15 protein-coding genes and 1 other annotated feature are annotated in these 17,801 nt (G+C 60.8%); of the genes, 10 read left to right on the plus strand and 5 right to left on the minus strand.

Annotation, left to right across the window (positions count from 1 at the left end; all coding sequences use genetic code 11):
• Positions 1–13 precede the first annotated feature (13 nt).
• Entirely contained in the window at positions 14–3,007 is a 2,994-nt protein-coding gene (gene uvrB / locus FFM53_RS23215) for an excinuclease ABC subunit UvrB (protein ID WP_138387392.1), read from the minus strand.
• Between the two features lie 336 nt (positions 3,008–3,343).
• Between uvrB and FFM53_RS23220 the strand changes: the two genes are divergently transcribed.
• The 3 genes from FFM53_RS23220 to FFM53_RS23230 all read left to right on the plus strand — a co-directional run bounded on the left by FFM53_RS23220 (position 3,344) and on the right by FFM53_RS23230 (position 4,864).
• On the plus strand, positions 3,344–3,730 hold the full coding sequence (locus tag FFM53_RS23220; protein WP_138387393.1) for a DUF982 domain-containing protein: 387 nt from the start codon (positions 3,344–3,346) through the stop codon (positions 3,728–3,730).
• Between the two features lie 152 nt (positions 3,731–3,882).
• The gene (locus tag FFM53_RS23225; RefSeq protein ID WP_138387394.1) at positions 3,883–4,272 is read left to right on the plus strand and encodes a hypothetical protein; all 390 of its coding nucleotides are present in this window, start codon (positions 3,883–3,885) and stop codon (positions 4,270–4,272) included.
• A gap of 214 nt (positions 4,273–4,486) precedes the next feature.
• The gene (locus tag FFM53_RS23230) at positions 4,487–4,864 is read left to right on the plus strand and encodes a hypothetical protein (protein WP_138387395.1); all 378 of its coding nucleotides are present in this window, start codon (positions 4,487–4,489) and stop codon (positions 4,862–4,864) included.
• 109 nt (positions 4,865–4,973) lie between these two features.
• Here FFM53_RS23230 and FFM53_RS23235 read toward each other — a convergent pair whose 3' ends face one another.
• Positions 4,974–5,426: a DUF805 domain-containing protein gene (locus FFM53_RS23235; RefSeq protein ID WP_138387396.1), complete on the minus strand. Its 453-nt coding sequence runs from the start codon at positions 5,424–5,426 to the stop codon at positions 4,974–4,976.
• 166 nt (positions 5,427–5,592) lie between these two features.
• On the minus strand, positions 5,593–6,360 hold the full coding sequence (locus tag FFM53_RS23240) for an adenylate/guanylate cyclase domain-containing protein (RefSeq protein WP_138387397.1): 768 nt from the start codon (positions 6,358–6,360) through the stop codon (positions 5,593–5,595).
• A gap of 271 nt (positions 6,361–6,631) precedes the next feature.
• On the opposite strand from FFM53_RS23240, the gene FFM53_RS23245 reads away from it, so the two are divergent.
• Both FFM53_RS23245 and FFM53_RS23250 read left to right on the plus strand, forming a co-directional pair.
• Positions 6,632–8,371 (plus strand): rhomboid family intramembrane serine protease, encoded by a 1,740-nt coding sequence (locus FFM53_RS23245; RefSeq protein ID WP_138387398.1) that lies wholly within the window; start codon positions 6,632–6,634, stop codon positions 8,369–8,371.
• Positions 8,372–8,595: 224 nt separating this feature from the next.
• The gene (locus FFM53_RS23250; protein ID WP_138387399.1) at positions 8,596–10,812 is read left to right on the plus strand and encodes an adenylate/guanylate cyclase domain-containing protein; all 2,217 of its coding nucleotides are present in this window, start codon (positions 8,596–8,598) and stop codon (positions 10,810–10,812) included.
• A gap of 19 nt (positions 10,813–10,831) precedes the next feature.
• Here the strand turns inward: FFM53_RS23250 and FFM53_RS23255 are convergent, their stop codons facing one another.
• Positions 10,832–11,323, minus strand: coding sequence for a YHS domain-containing (seleno)protein (locus tag FFM53_RS23255; protein ID WP_138329040.1), 492 nt, complete (start codon positions 11,321–11,323; stop codon positions 10,832–10,834).
• Between the two features lie 96 nt (positions 11,324–11,419).
• Positions 11,420–12,067 (minus strand): ankyrin repeat domain-containing protein, encoded by a 648-nt coding sequence (locus tag FFM53_RS23260; protein ID WP_138387400.1) that lies wholly within the window; start codon positions 12,065–12,067, stop codon positions 11,420–11,422.
• A 209-nt stretch (positions 12,068–12,276) separates the two neighbouring features.
• On the opposite strand from FFM53_RS23260, the gene FFM53_RS23265 reads away from it, so the two are divergent.
• The 5 genes from FFM53_RS23265 to FFM53_RS23285 all read left to right on the plus strand — a co-directional run bounded on the left by FFM53_RS23265 (position 12,277) and on the right by FFM53_RS23285 (position 17,783).
• Positions 12,277–13,065 (plus strand): DUF899 domain-containing protein, encoded by a 789-nt coding sequence (locus FFM53_RS23265; RefSeq protein WP_138387401.1) that lies wholly within the window; start codon positions 12,277–12,279, stop codon positions 13,063–13,065.
• A gap of 236 nt (positions 13,066–13,301) precedes the next feature.
• Positions 13,302–15,062 (plus strand): phospholipase D-like domain-containing protein, encoded by a 1,761-nt coding sequence (locus tag FFM53_RS23270; RefSeq protein ID WP_138387402.1) that lies wholly within the window; start codon positions 13,302–13,304, stop codon positions 15,060–15,062.
• Between the two features lie 278 nt (positions 15,063–15,340).
• On the plus strand, positions 15,341–15,718 hold the full coding sequence (locus FFM53_RS23275) for a response regulator (RefSeq protein WP_138387403.1): 378 nt from the start codon (positions 15,341–15,343) through the stop codon (positions 15,716–15,718).
• Between the two features lie 74 nt (positions 15,719–15,792).
• Positions 15,793–16,044: a hypothetical protein gene (locus FFM53_RS23280; protein ID WP_138387404.1), complete on the plus strand. Its 252-nt coding sequence runs from the start codon at positions 15,793–15,795 to the stop codon at positions 16,042–16,044.
• Between the two features lie 146 nt (positions 16,045–16,190).
• Positions 16,191–16,246: a sequence feature (sul1 is cis-regulatory element that is thought to sense ions involved in sulfur or methionine metabolism; They are found in Alphaproteobacteria), on the plus strand.
• 70 nt (positions 16,247–16,316) lie between these two features.
• Complete coding sequence (locus FFM53_RS23285; RefSeq protein ID WP_138387405.1) at positions 16,317–17,783, plus strand: SulP family inorganic anion transporter; 1,467 nt, start codon at positions 16,317–16,319, stop codon at positions 17,781–17,783.
• Positions 17,784–17,801: the final 18 nt, after the last annotated feature.

A 17,801-nucleotide genomic window follows, 5' to 3' on the forward strand; every position in this document is an offset into this window, starting at 1 on the left:
CTGGTCTTACCAATCACCGCCCCGGCCGCCCGGTCTTCCCCTTCGTCCGCCCCTTGCGCTTCTGCTCGCCCGGGTCCTCATAGCTCCCCACGCCCGTCTTCCCGCGCACGACCGGCCGCACGTCGTCGCGTTCCGGCTGCGCGTCAAGCAACGGTGAAAACCGCTTCGTGCTCTTGGCGACCTCCGGCTTTTCAGGCACCTGTCCGATGACCGGCTTTTCCGTTCGGCCGACCGTCATTTCATCGAGGTCGTTCTTGCGGAAGAGGGTCTTCTTCGTGGGGTCGGCGATGTCGCGGCCCATCTCATCCAGAGCGGGTTTGCGGAAGAGAGGGGTGGTGGTGTCGGTGCCTGGGCCCATGTCGTCGAGGCTGGGTCTTGAGAAGTAGGAGGGGGTGGCCGCCTCATCCGCCTTGCCGGGAACCTTCTCGCCGGCTGGGAGAAGGGACTCGCGGGTCGCTTTGGCGTTCCGTCTGACGCCTTCCATCGCCTTCGACTCCTCGCGCGCCATGGGATCGTCCATAATCGCCAGCTCGGCAGCCTTGAGGCGTTTGATCTCGTCGCGGAGGCGGGCGGCTTTTTCGAAGTCGAGGTCGGCGGCGGCGTCGCGCATGCTCTTTTCGAGCGCGTTGAGATGGGTCTGCAGGTTGTTGCCGACGAGGTTGCCGCCATCGGCGAAGCCCTTGCCCGAGGCGCCCGAGATATCGGCGCGGACGTGGTCGCGTTCGTAGACGCTGTCGAGGATGTCGTTGATCCTGGCCTTGACCGATTCCGGCGTGATCCCGTGTTCCTGGTTATAGACCATCTGCTTTTCGCGGCGGCGGCTGGTTTCCTCCATCGCTCGCTTCATCGAGCCGGTGACCTGGTCGGCATAGAGGATGACCTTGCCATCGACGTTACGCGCGGCGCGGCCGATCGTCTGGATCAGCGAGGTCTCCGAGCGCAGGAAGCCTTCCTTGTCGGCGTCGAGGATGGCGACGAAGCCGCATTCGGGAATGTCGAGGCCTTCGCGCAAAAGGTTGATGCCGACGAGTACGTCGAAGGCGCCGAGGCGGAGATCGCGGAGGATCTCGATACGCTCAAGCGTGTCGATGTCGGAGTGCATGTAGCGCACGCGCACGCCCTGCTCATGCAGATATTCGGTCAGGTCCTCGGCCATGCGCTTGGTCAGCACGGTGCAGAGGGTACGGTAGCCCTTGGCCGCCGTCTCGCGGATCTCGCCGAGCACGTCGTCCACCTGGCTGCGGGCCGAGCGGACCTCGACCGGCGGGTCAATCAGGCCGGTCGGGCGGATCACCTGTTCGGCGAAGACGCCGCCGGACTGCTCCATCTCCCAGCCGCCGGGCGTGGCCGAGACGGCGATGGTGTCGGGGCGCATGGCGTCCCATTCCTCGAAGCGCAGCGGCCGGTTGTCCATGCAGGAGGGCAGGCGGAAGCCGTATTCGGCCAGCGTCGCCTTGCGTCTGAAGTCGCCCCGGTACATGCCGCCGATCTGCGGCACGGTGACATGGCTTTCGTCGATGAAGACGAGGGCGTTGTCGGGGATATATTCGAACAGCGTCGGCGGCGGATCGCCGGGGTCGCGGCCGGTGAGGTAACGCGAATAGTTCTCGATGCCCTGGCAGGAGCCTGTCGCCTCGAGCATTTCGATATCATAGCGGGTGCGCTGCTCCAGGCGCTGGGCCTCCAGCAGGCGGCCGGCCTTTTCCAGTTCGGCGAGGCGAAGCCTGAGCTCCTCCTTGATCGACTTGATGGCGCCGTTCAGCGTCGGGCGCGGGGTGACATAGTGCGAATTGGCGTAGATCTTCACCGATTTCAGGTCGCCGACCTTCTGGCCGGTGAGCGGGTCGAACTCGGTGATCGCGTCGATCTCGTCGCCGAACATCGAGATGCGCCAGGCGGCATCTTCCAAGTGGGCGGGGAAGAGCTCGATCGTGTCGCCACGCACCCGGAAGGAGCCGCGGGTGAAATCCATATCGCGGCGCTTGTATTGCTGGGCGACGAGGTCAGCCAGCAGCTGGCGCTGGTCCAGCCGGTCGCCGACCGACATCTGGAAGGTCATCGCCGTATAGGTCTCGACCGAGCCGATACCGTAGATGCAGGAGACCGAGGCGACGATGATGCAGTCGTCGCGTTCGAGCAGCGAGCGCGTCGCCGAGTGGCGCATGCGGTCGATCTGCTCGTTGATCGAGGATTCCTTCTCGATATAGGTGTCGGAGCGCGGCACATAGGCTTCCGGCTGGTAATAATCGTAGTAGGAAACGAAATATTCCACCGCATTGTCGGGGAAGAAATTCTTGAATTCGGAATAGAGCTGGGCGGCCAGCGTCTTGTTCGGCGCCAGGATCACGGCGGGGCGCTGCGTCGCCTCGATCACCTTGGCCATGGTGAAGGTCTTGCCGGAGCCGGTGACGCCGAGCAGCACCTGGCTGCGGTCGCCATTCTCCAGCCCCTCGACGAGATCGCGGATGGCGGTCGGCTGGTCGCCGGCCGGCTCGTAGTCCGACTGCATGCGGATGGCGATGCCGCCTTCGGATTTATCGGGCCGGGCAGGGCGGTGCGGCGTCCAGATCTTGCCGTTCTTGTGCAGCGGATTGCCGCTCTCGATCAGCGCCGACAGCGCTTCGACCGTGGCGGTGACGGCGGTGCCGGCCTGCAGCGACGAGGCCTCTTCCAGCGTCGTATCCATGCCGGAGACGGGATTGAGGCCGGCGGCCGCGCGCGTCTTCGGATCGGTCGAGCCGCCCATGGAGGTGCCGCGCGCCGATTTCGACGCGCTGACGCCGCCGTCGCTGGTTTTCGTCCTGGCGGCGATTTCCACCTTCTTGCGATGCTTGCCGGCCTTGGAGGCGATCTGGCGCTGCGTCTCGACGCCCGAGGTTTCGGCATCGGCCTCCAGCTGCTTCACCCAATCGGCAACCGAGCCTGAGAGGGGGGCTCCCTCAAAAGACGATTGAGGGGCTTCCTCGAAGCCATTCGGGGCGGGGGATTTCTTCGGAGATTTGGCCATGGCGCGAATATGGAGAGAGTCAGCGCGAAAGTGAAGAGGGAAAGAGTACAAAAGGGAAACGAACTGTTTGTTCGAAAGTGTGAATAGTTCCCAAGCTTATGGCGCTGCGAAGCCGGCGCACCCGCCCCGCCCTTCGAGGGCCCTTGTGGGCACCTCAGGGTGAGGCTCTCTTGAGCGTTGGCGCGGCATCCTCCAGCGCCGGCTATCCGCTAAGGCATGCTCCAACGCCCGTCATGCTGAGGTGCGCAGCCCGCAGGGCGAAGCATCGAAGCACGCGCCGCAGCGTGGCTGCTGGCAGCCATTGCTTTAGCCTGGAATGAATTACCGGCGCCGGTGATGTCCGGCGGCGATCATTCGGCCCAATACTGGAACCGAGATCGGTCTCCCGCAGTTAGTTTCCCAGTCACTTCACCTCTAGGTACTACTGCCATTAGCGATCATTCTGCCTTCTGGGAAAACCCCATCTCGATCGACCTTGATTCCGGCGAACGGCTGGTTCTTCGCTCACCGCAGGATGCGCTTTATGCACTCGTCTCGGACTGGCCGGTCAATGGCGGCGTCCACCAGCAAAGGGCGATCGATTTCTGCCGCGCCTGGCTTGCCGGACGGATGCCGGCCGAGACGGTGCGGCAGGCCTTCATCCTGGCCGCGCTGGAAGCCGGCGTGCCGCTCCATGATGATGAAGACGGGGCCGAAGCCGCGGTTGTGAACCCTCCAGTATAGGAGGAGCGACGCCGGCTACATTCAGTCTTCACGCGGCCCGGTATTCCCCAGCATCAACAATATTCCGTTGATGTATTGCAAATATTATTCCCGCTGTGTTTGTAGGAAATACGCAGCGTTACCGCGCTCCGATTCTTTGGGGATTCAACTGAATGAGAATGAAAGTCCTTGCTTGTGCCGCTCTGCTGATGCTGGCCGGCTGCAACGCCCCTGTGTCGCAATCCGTTGCGGATTCCCAGCGTCCTCCCTCGAATGACGTCCGGCAGAACTTCATCAATATCGTCTTCAAGAGAAGTTATCGGCACGAAGCAGGAGAAGTCGTATGGGCTCGCATTTCCAGCGTGGTGGTGCTTGAACCTGAGAAAAAGATCTATGCTTACTGCGTCCGTTTGGTGCCCAAGCGCGGCTGGGGAGACTGGGCCTATCTCGGCGTCTCCTTTACGGATGGCAAAATATTAGGCGCGACAGTGAATGACGATCGCTGCCGCGACAAGCGGCTGCGCTACTACCCGTTTCCTGAGCTGACCGGCATGAAGACCTGACGCGGGGCGAAGGTTCCGGCCGCGTCGTTGTTCAAGGCTTTGTTGAACAGCGGCGCGACGGCGTCGTTGGGCGCGGCGTCCTCCGACCTTCCTCAAGCTGAGGTGCGCAGCCTGCAAGGCGGAGCCTCGAAGCACAGGGTGCGACGTTGCTGCTTGCAGCCATCGCCTTCGGGAAACCCGGTCCATCAACTTTGATAGAGGGAGATCCAACTGAATGAAAGTCAAATTCCTTGTTTGCGCTGTCCCGCTGGCACTGTCTGGCTGCCAGACTCCGGCGCCGCAGTCCGTTGTAGATTCCCAGCGGCCGCCTTCCAGCGCGGTTCGACGCGAGTACGTCGACGCTCTGCGGGGAACCATTAAACCGGGGAACTTCGTCAAGGCCGAGATTTCCAGCGTGGTTCTGCTCAATCCGGAAAAGCAGATATATGCTTATTGCACGCGCACGACGGAACGAGCCTACCCGAACTGGTCCTATATCGGCCTGGGCTTGCAACACGACATGATACTGTACCTGAAAAAGAACGACTATCGCTGCCACGACAAACGGCTGCGTTACTATGATTTTCCCGAATTGCGTAGCATGAAACACTGAGAGAGAGAGAGAGAGAGAGAGAGAGGCGCTTGGCAGCCTCGCGATCACCTTCCGGCCGCCGTCCTGCTCAAACCGCGAGAACCATCCCCACGTCGCCGGCGCACCATACTCAGAAAACGGACGCCCTGGAGTCATCCACGGACGGCGCTCTGCAATACCACACGATGACGGCAATCGTTCCAATGGGAAACAGAATCCCAAGAAGCTGGTGCCATCCGCTTCGGTTGATGTCGTGAAAACGCCGAGCGGCCATGGCGATTGAGGGAAGAAACGTCGCCAGCGACCAGATCAAGTTCAATGTTGCGGTTCGATCAACAAGGTACAAAGCGATGCTGACGAGAGCGACAAAGACCGCCGAAAACCAGAATCCCGATCGGCTGGCTCTGCCGCTGAAATCCACATATTTCTTGAAGTAGCTGCCGATCGCTTGGCCGAAACCCATTGCGTCAGGCAGGCCGCCGAAGCGGTTCGGCCCGGCGGGTGGGTTTCTGAAAATGAAGAACAACGGCACTGTTAGCGGGATCAAGACGACCAGCCAGTGAAAGAGAGAAAAACTACCCATGAAATACCCCAACGATTTGAATGGCATAGAGATAAGCAATGTTCGTTGCCGGAAGATTAATTGGCTTGCAATCTGACGCGTTCGGCAATCGCAGCGGGAGAAACAGCGGCTGCCACGTTGAGGACAGTGTAGACGCTTGGAAGAGGTTGGCAGCGCAGCTGGCAATTCAGGGCTTGGCCAGCACCCGTGCCTGCACCGGCTGCTCGATGCCCTTGAGCACAAGCATGCGGGTTTCGGCGCCTGCGGCGAGATCGGCAGCCTTCGCCGCCGTTTCGGAGGAGATCAGAATCTCACCGGCGGCGGCCTGGGATTCCAGCCTTGCGGCCTGATTGACGACGCCGCCGATGGCGGTGAAATCGCTGCGGAAGCTTGAGAATTCGCCGATCTGGACCTCACCGGAATGGATGCCGACGCCGACGCCGAGAGTGCGACCGGGCAATGCCTCGAGCGCCAGACCGTTCAGCGCGGCGGCGCAGTTTTGCTGGATCTCCTGCGCAGCCAGGATCGCCGCGCCCGCGTGATCCTTTCTGACGATCGGAAAATTGAAGATCGCCATGAGGCCGTCGCCCATCTGCTTGTTGACGATGCCGTCATGCGCCCAGATCGCCTGTGCGCAGCGATCCTGGAACAGGCTGACGATCTCGCTCAGCTGCACCGCTTCGATGCGCTCCGAAAGATCCGTGAAGCCCCTGATATCGGCAAACAGGATGGTGGCGTCGACGGTGATCTGGCGCTGCTTCTTGACATATTGGAAGGAGCGCTCGCAGATCGTGCAGATATCGGGGTTCATCTTGCTGCGGGTGATGCCGAGGGCGCGGAAGGGCAAGGCAAGCGGACCGCCGATCGGGATCGGCATATGCATCTGGTCCCAGCAGCCGCGACAGATCCGGGCGCTGCCGTGCCTGGTTGGCTCCGTGGAAGAGGCTGTCGTCATATCTCGCAATCCATCGCCTGATAGCTGAAAATAAGCTTCCGACACTCGCCTGCTTTTGGCAACTCTGCTGATGCTGCGGGGTGATGATGGATTGGAGTATTTCATATTGAATTATCATGCGTAATTTCTTGAGCATTCCGAAACGCGCCTTGCAAAGTGCTATTCCAGGTAGATAAATTCAATCCAATGTCATCTCCGTGCTTACAGGGAGCCACGTTTGCGCCGTTGAACAGGCACGCGTGCGGTCGATATTTTTTAGCGAGAACTTTGGATGAACCCTGAAGAATTGCGCAAATCGGAATACGCCAACAACCGAGGCAAATTGCTTCTGATCTTCCTGGTTATAGTTGCCATCACGGCAGGAATCATTTGGCTAGGCTTCCATCCCCCCAGGGATAAGGACCCTCGTGTGGCTTGGTTCTTCGTGGTGCCGGGCGCAGCGTTTTTTGGGATACTAGCATTGCTGCTGTTGCCCAAGCTCTTCTCTGTGGAGCCGGGACTCGTCATGTCGACGGCCGGAATCCGTTTGCCGAATTTCCCTGGCCAGATACTGCCGTGGTCCGCCATTCAAAGCTTTGGCAGAGTCCAGACCAAGTATGCGGATAACATCGTTCTTCACCTTGATCCCACTGTCGCCGGGACCTTGGTCAGACGGGGGCTGGCGAGCCGGCTGCCGGAATGGTTCGTTGGTTCACGCGCCAAGGTCGGCGTTGCTCTGAAGCTCTTGCAGGGCAATTCGGACAGGATATTCGATGAGTTCGTCGAATTGCTGTCCGAAGCTTACGAAGCCGAACGCCAAACCATGCAGGAAGTTGGCTCGATCGCCCCGGACGACGAAGACGAAGCGCCGGAACCCGCGATCAACAGCGGCGGCCATCCGGTATTCACCTACGTTCTTCTTGCCGTTCTGATTGCGGTCTATGTCGGCGAACTAACCTTCGGTCTCGAGCCGCCCGTCGCCGGCACTCCCACCAATTGGACTCTCTTCGTCCTCGGTGGGACGTTTCGTCAAAGCATTGTCGAGCAGGGTCAATGGTGGCGGCTGTTTACCGGACCTTTCATGCATGGAGGTATCCTCCATCTCGTGTTCAATTGCGTTTCCTTATGGTTCGCAGGAGGGCTCTTTGAACGGCTGATCGGCTGGCGCTGGTTTGCAGCGATTTTTTTCGCAAGTGCCCTTGGCGGATCTGTCGCATCGGTGTGGATCAATGCGCCGAACACGATCGGGGTCGGCGCCTCCGGCGGGATTGTCGGACTTTTTGCAGCCGTGATCGCTGCCAGCTTCCGTTTCCGCTCAGGGCCGATTGCAGATACCCTGCGGATCGGGGCAGCTCAAATTCTCATTCCCTCGCTGCTGCCATTCCTTTCGGCAGCAAGAGGCGGTGAGAACATCGATTATGCCGGACATTTCGGCGGCGCCTTGACCGGGGCCGCGCTATCGTCGCTGCTGTTGGCTTTCTGGCCGAGAGAACGCCCGACGCCTCGTTTCGGCGCGGCGGCGACAGCCTTCAGCACTCTGTTCGTTATTATAGCGGCGGCGTCGCTTTGGCCTATCAGCAACACACGTCAATTCATCGTCAATGACCCCATGGCGAACTATTTCGCAGGAAAGTACGAGCAGGCCGCGACAGGGTTCGCCATTAGGACAACCGAGAATCCCCCGACGGCTCCCTATTATCATCTCTGGCGTTTTATGGCTCAAAGCCGGGGCAATGATTCAAAGGCAATCGCCGATCTCAAAATCGCGGCCAGTAAAACGGACGAGGGAACATGGCCCTATCCCGTTTTCAGTCTCTTTCTCGGCGAGTTGAAACCGGATGAACTGATGGCGAAAGCGGCCGATAGTAACCAGCGTTGCGAAGCCACATTTTACAATGGCGAATGGTATCTGTTGGGTGGCAACACCCAGGAGGCGCGCCAACGTTTCGAGGCTGCCTTGTCCTCCTGCCCCACGACATACATCGAATATGACGGCGCGAAGGGTGAATTGAACAGCCTCGGCGTGCAATAATTCTGTGGCCGCTCAGGCCCGAAACCAACCGGGATCGGGAAAGGAGGATGAATTCGCCAGTATCGATCACACCGCCAAGCCCGTAATGGGTAGGCGGCAGACGTCTGTTTTGTCATCCGATAGCATCGCTAAGTTGAATATCGCGCGGTCCGACGATAGCATCGCGGTAGGACATACTGTAGGATATTGTTAATAATACATTCGCTCTCCAGGAAAGACCGGGGATGGAGCGCCGTCTTGCAGCAATCCTGATCGCTGATGTCGTCGGTTACAGTCGATTGAGCCAGATCGACGAAGAGGGCACCCGTGCGCATTTTCAGGCGGACCAGAACGATATCTTCGAGCCGGCGATCGAGCGTCATCACGGCCGGCTGGTCAAAACCATGGGCGATGGTCTGCTGGTCGAATTCCAGAGTGTCGTTGATGCCTTGCGTTGCGCGGTGGAGGTCCAGCAACTGAAAGCCACGCAGAGTGCTGCGGCCCTCCCGGAGCACAGGCTCGAGTTCCGGATCGGCATCAATCTCGGCGATATCATCGTCGAGGGCGAAGACATACAGGGTGACGGCGTCAATATCGCCGATCGAATTCAGGCGCAGGCGGAACCGGGCGGTATCGCCATATCGGGCACGACATACGACCAGGTGAAATCGAAAATCCCGGTCGGTTTCGCTTCGCTCGGCGAACAGCGGTTGAAGAGCATCACCGAACCGATCCGGGTCTATCGCATCCTGCTTGACCCGACTGCTGCCGGCAAGACTATCAAGACCCGCAGGCGGCTGCCGAGACGCCGTCTTGTTGCCGGCATAGCAGCGGCCATTGTCCTCGCGCTTGCGGGCGCAGCACTCTGGTGGCAGCCATGGATGCCGGCAAAGCCGCCGGGGCCTGGCGAACGTTTTGCCTATCCGTTGCCGGACAGGCCCTCAGTCGCGGTTCTGCCCTTCATCAATGTCAGCGGCGACACTGAGCACGACCATCTTGCAGCGGGGTTGACGGACGATCTGATCACCGAATTGTCCAAAGTATCGGGTCTTTTCGTCATCGCCCGCCACTCGGTCTTCGCCATCCGGGACTCCGTCGGCAAGATCCAGGACGTGGCCGCCGAACTCGGCGTGAAATATGTGCTCGAAGGAACCTTGCAGCGCGCCGGGCCGCGGCTGCGGATCAATGTCAAACTGATTGACGCGGTCAGCGGCCTGTCGCTCTGGGCTGAGCGCTACGATCGCCAATATGCCGACCTCTTTGCCGTTCAGGACGATGTGATCGGCAAGATCATCTCGGCCCTGTCGGTCAAGCTCAGCGCCCGCGAGCGCGACCAACTGGCCCGGATCCCGACCGAAAATCTCGAAGCCTACGATTTTTACATGCGGGCCGAGCAGGAAGGCTTCATCTTGAGGGATGTCGATACCTATCGTCGGACGCTGTCCTTCTACCAGAAAGCGATCGATCTCGATCCGGGCTTTGCCAATGCCCATGCGGGAATCGCGCGGGTGGCCGTCGATGTCTGGCGCAACGACTATAATTACCTCTGGTCGGCTGCCGTCGCCCGCAAGATCGCCTATGACGCCGCCGGGCAAGCCCTCAAGCTCGATCCCAACAATGCCAGGGCGCACACGGTGCTTGCCCTGCTGCAATGGGTGGATGGACGCGAAACGGAGGCCAAAAATTCCGCCAACATGGCGGTTGCCATGGAGCCGAACGATGCGGAGGCCGCCGCCAACCTCGCTCTCATACTGGTCCACACCGGAAGCAGCGGGCAGGCCATCACGGAGATGGAAAAGGCTTTGCGGCTCGACCCTTCGCCGGCGTCGAGTTTTCAACTGCTGGCGGGGATCGTCTTTTATACCGCGGGTGACGATCAGCGCGCGATCTCGCTGATAGAGCCGACGCTCGACAGCCTGCCGAAGGTCGAGCCGGCACGCGAATACCTGGCGGCGGCCTATGCCGACCAGGGCAATGAAACCAAGGCTGCAGCGGAGACAGCAAAGCTGCTGGAGCTCTTCCCCGAAAGCAATCTCACCTATTACGGTTATCTCTATGATTACTGGCGGGACGGCGATCTGCGGCGCCATCTAGCCGCATTGCGCAAGGCCGGCATTCCCGAATGGCCCTTCGGTTTTACAGGCAATCAAGCCGACAGGCTCGGCGAGGCAGACCTGCGCAATCTCGTCGACGGCAAGAGCTGGACCGGCAAGCACAAGAACGGCACGGATTTCACCCAGTATTTCGACAAGGCTGGAAACACTGCCTATCGCAGCGCGAATACCAACATCACCGGTGTCGTCGAGGTGCGAGGCGACAGTCTCTGCGAAAAATTCGACGGGTATTTCCTCGACCGGATGGTGTGCGGATATGTTTACCGCAACACGTCAGGTGAGCAGCGCGACAGGTCATACGTCCATGTCACGCCGCGCGCCTTGACGTTCTTTTCACCCACACCCTGACGGGTCGGGCGTTGCGGCTTCATTTCGTATCCGGTTGCTGCCAGACGGTGTGCATCTTCTCCGAAATCAGCGTCTGCTGAACTTCGGACCAATGTTTCTTCGAGTCGGTCACCTTGGTCGGATTTTTCTCCATGCCTTCGGCTGCCCCGGGATCATAGCTCAGGTACAGTTTGCCATCGATGATCCGCCAGGCTTTCGGATCGATATTGGTGGTTACTGTCCCGAAAGACACGCCGTCAGCGCAATAGCCGCCATATTGCGGCGCATATTTGGATGGATCGCCCTTGAAGAGGTCGCGATTTTTAGCGCTGGCGAAATACCAAGTCGCGCCAAGCCAGTGGTGGGAATATGTCTCGGATCCTTCGACGGCCTGGTTTTCAGTGAAATAGGCGACCGGGTCGTAGCCCTTGATCGCGATATCGCCGAAATAGCCGGTATTGACGAGTTCCTCGGCCCCCGCAGGCTGAAGGAAGGAAAGCAGCATGACCGCAGCGCCAACAGCCACGCCCATTCTCTTTCCGGATTTTCGCGCATGGCCGCATTTTTGCACATGATAAGACATAACAAGCTCCGTTCCCGGACGCGGTCTGTTACTTCAAGCGAAATGCTATTGCCGTTTGGTGCATTCCTTGTAGAGCGGTTCGCCCACAAGCTCGGCTTTCTGGCAAACAGCACCGGCTTCCATGAGTAATTTGGCCGTGTCCCAATGCGCCCGCCACCCGGCTTGAGTGAGAGGCGTGTACCCGTTTCTTTCCGTCGCTTCGACATCCGCGCTCTTCGTCAGCAGAAAAGCGACCACGTCGGTGCGGCCCTCTTCGGCGGCGCCGTGCAGCGGCGACATTTGATAGAAATTCTTCCTGTCGTTGACATCAGCTCCCTCGGCGACAAGCCGTTTCACCACCTCCAGATTTCCTCCATAGGCTGCTGCATGCAGCGCCGTCAGCCCACCCTTGTTGCGAATTTCGATGTCGGCGCCGCGATCCAGCAAAAGAACGACGACATCGGCATGGCCCGCCAATGACGCGATAATCAGCGCCGGCTCGCCCGCCTCATCGAGCTCCGACAGATCGGAGCCCTGGTCCAGCCACTGTGTGACGCGGGCGATATCGCCGTCCTTGGCCGCCTGATGCAAAGGACCTGCCCATGCCGGCAGGACGCCAATGACAAGCGTAGCAACAGTCGCGATAAAAATATTCACGGGCACGATCTCGGTTTGATCAGGGTTCGTATGCGCCGTTTTGTTGCGTTTTAGCACGTGTGCAATTCGTAAACAAGATTGCGCTAATGGACGCGCTCCCGGTCAACCCCACTTGCGCGCTACGGCTGCGACCGGCGGTTTCATGGAATACGGTCACACTTGTTACTCCCCCTGTTCGATTTCCGATGCGAAACTATCTCAGACCAATGCGCGATGAACCGGGCTTCCAAGCCCCAGAAATCGCCCCAATGAGGAGATGGAAAGCCATGACTGCTTCAGCCGAGAATGGAAAAAGCGGACAAGCCATGCACAAGCCACCGGTCGTGTCGCCGCAGGCCTGGGAGGCGGCCCGCGAGCAGTTGCTCGTCAAGGAAAAGGCTGAGACCCGCGCCCGCGACGCGCTGGCCGCCGAGCGCCGGCGCATGCCGTGGATGGCTGTAGAGAAGGCCTATGCGTTCGAAGGTCCTCAGGGCAAAGTCAGCATGCTGGACCTGTTCGACAACAGACACCAGCTCATCCTCTACCGCGCCTTCTACGAGCCCGGCGTGTTCGGCTGGCCCGAACATGCCTGCCGAGGCTGCTCGATGGTTGCCGATCAGGTTGCCCATGTCGCGCATCTCAACGCGCGCGACACAACGCTGGTCTTTGCCTCGCGTGCGCCGCAGGCCGACATTGCACGGCTGAAGGCGCGGATGGGCTGGCCGATGCCGTGGGTCACGATCACCGACAGCTTCGACAAGGACTTCGGCGTTGACGAGTGGCACGGCACCAACGTGTTCTACCGCGACGGCGAGCGCATCTTCCGCACCTATTTCATCAACAACCGCGGCGACGAGCAGATGGGCGGTACCTGGAACTATCTCGACATCACGCCGCTCGGCCGCCAGGAAGTTTGGGAGAATTCGCCCGAGGGCTATCCCCAGACCCCGACCTACAAGTGGTGGAACTGGCACGACAGCTATGTGCCGGACGCCGAGCCCGACAAGAAATGGGTCGAGGTGTCAGATGCGGGGGAGGCGGCGTTTCGGGCCGAGAGTGCGAACGAGAAACCGTAGGGTCGGTCCGGCCGTATCCTCCGTCCCGGCAGGAGGGTATGGCGGTCCGTCTGAAAGTCTGCTCAACCGCAAATCTCCTTTCATGACGACGCATCAGCTGGGCAGGTCGTGGCGGCGCTGGCGCTTGCTCGGTACCGTCGCCTCCCTGCACCTTCTGCGCGCAAAATTTCACCAACATATCTCCTTACTGTCACGGAACCATGCTAGATTTCGCCCGATTTCCAGGGGAGGCGGGCATGGATACGGATTTTCGTGTGACCGGCAGGAATGCGGCAGCGCTTTTTGCGCTGACCATCCATCGCGGCGACGGCATGGTGCTGCTCGGCATGGATTGGAAGAATGGCCGACCGCCGATCGATTTCGTCGGTTTCGCCATCCAGTATCGTGAGCCGGGTACGGACTTCTTCAAGACGGTGCGCAACCGCATCGGCTTTCCGGGCCAACCGGTTCCAGACGACGGCATCCGTACCACCGAGGCGCCGATCCAGAAGTTCCGCTGGGTGCATTTTCCTTTCAACGCCGATCTGCCCGGCAAGTTTCTCTATCGCGTCACGCCCAAGTTCATGGATGCCGCGGGCGCGCTGACATCGGGCGAGGCGCACGAGGCGGAACTGGCGCTGATGCGCGAGACCATTCCCGGCAAGCTCAACGTCGCCTTCACCCGCGGCTTCGTCTCGTCGCAGGCCTTCGTGCGCAATTTTGCCCCCGACGCGCCGACGATCATCACGCTGGTGCCGCCTGTTGGTGATGAGGGGCTGGACTTCGTGCCGACGCACGCCGATGCCGAGCGGGCGCTTGCCTGGATGGGTTTCGAGGCGCGGGCCGAAACGCTTGCGCTGCTTGACAAAGCGCGCAACGCGGGCGCCGAGGTGCGCGTCATCGCCTATGATCTCAACCTGCCCGAGGTGGTCACCCGGCTGGAGGCGCTGGGGCCGAAGCTCAAGATCATCATCGACGACAGCGACCGCACGAAGGGCCACGGCCGCCCGAATTCGCCGGAGACGAGGGCAGCGGAGCGGCTGATCGCCTCGGCGGGTGCAGCCAACGTCAAGCGCCAGCATATGGCCAACCTGCAGCATCAGAAATCGATCGCGGTCAGCGGCGGCGGCATTTCGACCGTGCTTTACGGCTCGACCAATCTCAGCTGGCGCGGGCTCTATGTGCAATCGAATAACAGCCTTGCCCTCCACAGCGAAAAGGCGATCGACGATTATTTCACCGCCTTCGAGAGTTATTTCACCGCCAAACGCGCCGAAGACTTCCGCGACTCGCCAAGTTCCGCCGGCTGGATCGACCTCGGCCTCGACGGCGTCGACGCCAAGGTCGCTTTCTCGCCGCACAGCGATGCCAATGGCCGGCTGGACGAGATCGGCGCCGATATCGATACCGCCCAGTCCAGCGTGCTGTTCTCGCTCGCTTTCCTCGGCCAGATGACCAGGGGAGCGATCGGTCCGGCGCTCGGCCGCGCGCTCGAACGCCCCGAGGTGCATGTCATGGGCATCGCCGATGCCGAGGTGCGCGCCGGCAATCTCGGCCTCAACGTGCTGACGCCGGACAATCGCCGGAGGGTGGTGCGGGCGGCGGCGTTGACGGGCAACGTACCGCCGCCCTTCCTGACGGAACCCTCGGGCCTTGCCGGCGTCGACGGCAACCAGCGCGGCACGCGCATGCACCATAAATTCGTCGTGCTCGATTTCGACAAGCCGACGGCGCGCGTCTATCTCGGCTCCTATAATTTCTCGAACCCCGCCGATGACGAGAACGGCGAGAACCTCGTCGTCGTGCGCGACCGGACGGTTGCGACCAGCTACATGATCGAGGCGCTCAGGATGTACGACCACTACATCTTCCGCGTCGCCTCCGAAGCAAGCGACGGCCCGGCCCGTCCGCTGGAGCTCAAACGCCCGCCTCAGCCTGGCGGCACGCCCTGGTTCGAGCGCGACTGGACCGACCCCATCCGCGCCCGGGACCGGGAGTTGTTTGCGCGGGCGGAGTAATGTCTGGTCACGATGGCCCTTGAACCTCAACCATTCCACGCGGGTGATTTCGAAAGGCGGTCCTTCGCTTTGGGGACGATGGCCTTGTCCGTCGAAGAGTATGCAAAGTGGCTATCCGCATGGCCGAAGGGCCAGGGAGCACCTGACATCCCGAAGTCAAATTAATACTTTGCCGGTTGCCAACATATTCTTCTCAAGGTGGAAACATTCCGGGGACGGTTGCGTTTTACCCGCTACCGGCAGTGCGACTGACATCCCGTCTAGGAGGAGGCTTATCCATGAAGGTCATGATCGTCGAAGATGAGAATTTTATCGCTCTGGAGCTCGAACGCATTGCGCAAGAGGCCGGACACCAGACCATCGGGCCGGTTTCGACGGTTGAGCAGGCTCTCGCCTACGCTCAAAGAAGCGAAGTCGCGCTCGTCGATCTCAGTCTCTCCGATGGGCTGAGTGGCGCCCAGCTGGCGCGTCGGCTGATCGACCGCCATGGGGTTGACGTCATCTTCGTAACCGGCAGTCCCGAGAATGTCGGTCACGGTATCGAAGGGGCGCTCGAGGTGATCTCCAAGCCCTTTACCGATGAGAGGATCGCCAGTGCGCTCTCGCGGGCGGAGGCCCGACGCAAAGACTTCGACAGCAGCAAAGCTGCGTTCTGAACAGCAGCAGCGCTACGTGTTATAAGGAAATCGACGTCGCCCAGGCCGCTGCGCCTGCCCGAGGAGAAGTCCGGATGAAACACCCGCTCATTGCCGTTCTCTTCGCTCTCTCGGCCTGCGCCAGCGCAGGGGATCCGCAGCCTCTTCCCGGCAGCCTCACCTATGGAGGAAAGGTTCTCCGTTCGCCCTATCGTCCGGGAACGGTGGTCAAGAATACCTTTCTTGGCGATTTCGGTTACCGTGTGTTCGAGACCTATGTCGTCCAGCCGGACGGGACGCTGAAGCTTACCTCGCAGAGCACCGGGCCGGACTTCCTCTGGCAGTGAGGACTTCCGGTTCCTCAGCGCCCAAGCGAAGGGGTGAGCAGAGTGCCGTCCGGCGAGAGGCGTTCGGCTCGTGCGTTTTCGCTTTCGTCCTTCGCAATTGAATGTTGCGCTGCAGTAAAGATCTCGTCTATACCGCAGGCATTCACCACGGACCCGGTGAGACCCCGGGTGGCTCTTCTGGCCGCCGATCCGCCAGACAACGCAAAACCTGCATGCCATTACGCGACCGCTCGACAGAGTAGGGCCGGCCATGCTTTGCGAGAATCCATCCTATGCTGCTTTCCTCCATCCGCCGTGATTGGTCCGCCAATCCCATGCGCGAAATGCTTGCCGGAGCGGTGGCGACCTTCGCGCTGATCCCCGAGGTGATCGCCTTCTCCTTCGTGGCAGGAGTGGACCCAGAGGTCGGGCTGTTCGCCTCTTTCGTGATCGGTATCGTCATTGCATTTACCGGCGGACGTCCGGCGATGATCTCGGCCGCCGCCGGGTCGGTGGCACTCGTCGCGGCACCGCTGGTGCACGCCCACGGTTTGCCCTATCTCTTTGCTGCCGGGCTGCTGGCGGGGTTGATGCAGATCACTTTCGGCCTGCTGCGGCTTGGTGTGTTGATGCGTTTCGTGTCGAAATCCGTCCGCACCGGCTTTGTCAATGCACTGGCCATCCTGATCTTTGCCGCGCAGATGCCACACATCATTGGCGTCGGCTGGATGGAATATGCCGTGCTGATCGCCGGGCTCGTCATCATCTATCTCACGCCGCGGGTCACCACCGCGATCCCGTCGCCGCTGATCTGCATCCTGATCCTGACCGTCGCCTCGATAGCGCTCGGGCTTCCGGTTCTCACTGTCGCCGATCTCGGCAAGCTGCCGGATTCGCTACCGGTGTTCGGCTGGCCGGCAGTGCCGCTGACGCTGGAAACGCTTCGGATCATTGCAGCCCCCGCGCTTGCCATTGCCATGGTCGGGCTGCTGGAATCGATGATGACGGCGAGCGTCGTCGACGATCTCACCGATACGCCGAGTTCGAAGAACCGCGAATGCACCGGTCTCGGCCTCGCCAACGCCGCCGCCAGCCTTTTCGGCGGCATCGCCGGCTGCGGTATGATCGGCCAGACGGTGAGCAACGTGAAATATGGCGGGCGCGGCCGGCTCTCGACGCTGTTTGCCGGCGCGTTCCTGCTGATCCTGATGGTGCTGCTGAAGCCGTGGGTCTCCGAGGTTCCGGTCGCCGCACTGGTGGCGATCATGGTCATGGTATCGATCGACACGTTCGACTGGTCGTCGCTTCGAGCTGTCATCATTCATCCCAGGATGTCGAGCGCCGTCATGGTGGCGACCGTCCTCGTCACCGTCTTCACGGCCAACCTGGCGCTCGGGGTGACGGTCGGCGTGCTGCTCAGCGGCGTGTTCTTCACCTTCAAGGTTGCCCGCCTGCTGCGCGTCGACGTGGCGCCCGACCAAGCCGCCGGGCGGCTGACCTATCGCGTGGCCGGCCAGGTGTTCTTTGCCTCCGCCGACGTCTTCGTCGAAGCCTTCGACGTTCAGGACGCGGTCGGCAAGTCGGTGCTGATCGACGTGTCCGAAGCGCATTTCTGGGACATCACCGCCGTTGCCGCGCTTGACAAGGTCGTGCATCGGTTCGGAGCGCACGGCATTGCCGTGGAGGTCGCGGGCCTCAACCAGGCGAGCGCAACCTTGATCGGAAGCCTCGACAGCAAGGTAGTGCTGAAGGAAGTGTGACCAAGGCCGGGCGGATTT

Origin of the sequence: Rhizobium indicum, assembly GCF_005862305.2 — a bacterium.
GTDB lineage: Bacteria > Pseudomonadota > Alphaproteobacteria > Rhizobiales > Rhizobiaceae > Rhizobium > Rhizobium indicum.

Bases quoted from the DNA above. Each gene is read 5' to 3' on its own strand.
- FFM53_RS23270 (WP_138387402.1), top strand. From the start codon at position 13,302: ATGGATACGGATTTTCGTGTGACCGGCAGGAATGCGGCAGCGCTTTTT.
- FFM53_RS23225 (WP_138387394.1), top strand. From the start codon at position 3,883: ATGAGAATGAAAGTCCTTGCTTGTGCCGCTCTGCTGATGCTGGCCGGC.
- uvrB (WP_138387392.1), bottom strand. From the start codon at position 3,007: ATGGCCAAATCTCCGAAGAAATCCCCCGCCCCGAATGGCTTCGAGGAA.
- FFM53_RS23235 (WP_138387396.1), bottom strand. From the start codon at position 5,426: ATGGGTAGTTTTTCTCTCTTTCACTGGCTGGTCGTCTTGATCCCGCTA.
- FFM53_RS23250 (WP_138387399.1), top strand. From the start codon at position 8,596: ATGGAGCGCCGTCTTGCAGCAATCCTGATCGCTGATGTCGTCGGTTAC.
- FFM53_RS23255 (WP_138329040.1), bottom strand. From the start codon at position 11,323: ATGGGCGTGGCTGTTGGCGCTGCGGTCATGCTGCTTTCCTTCCTTCAG.
- FFM53_RS23240 (WP_138387397.1), bottom strand. From the start codon at position 6,360: ATGACGACAGCCTCTTCCACGGAGCCAACCAGGCACGGCAGCGCCCGG.
- FFM53_RS23245 (WP_138387398.1), top strand. From the start codon at position 6,632: ATGAACCCTGAAGAATTGCGCAAATCGGAATACGCCAACAACCGAGGC.
- FFM53_RS23285 (WP_138387405.1), top strand. From the start codon at position 16,317: ATGCTGCTTTCCTCCATCCGCCGTGATTGGTCCGCCAATCCCATGCGC.
- FFM53_RS23280 (WP_138387404.1), top strand. From the start codon at position 15,793: ATGAAACACCCGCTCATTGCCGTTCTCTTCGCTCTCTCGGCCTGCGCC.
- FFM53_RS23220 (WP_138387393.1), top strand. From the start codon at position 3,344: ATGTCCGGCGGCGATCATTCGGCCCAATACTGGAACCGAGATCGGTCT.
- FFM53_RS23265 (WP_138387401.1), top strand. From the start codon at position 12,277: ATGACTGCTTCAGCCGAGAATGGAAAAAGCGGACAAGCCATGCACAAG.
- FFM53_RS23230 (WP_138387395.1), top strand. From the start codon at position 4,487: ATGAAAGTCAAATTCCTTGTTTGCGCTGTCCCGCTGGCACTGTCTGGC.
- FFM53_RS23275 (WP_138387403.1), top strand. From the start codon at position 15,341: ATGAAGGTCATGATCGTCGAAGATGAGAATTTTATCGCTCTGGAGCTC.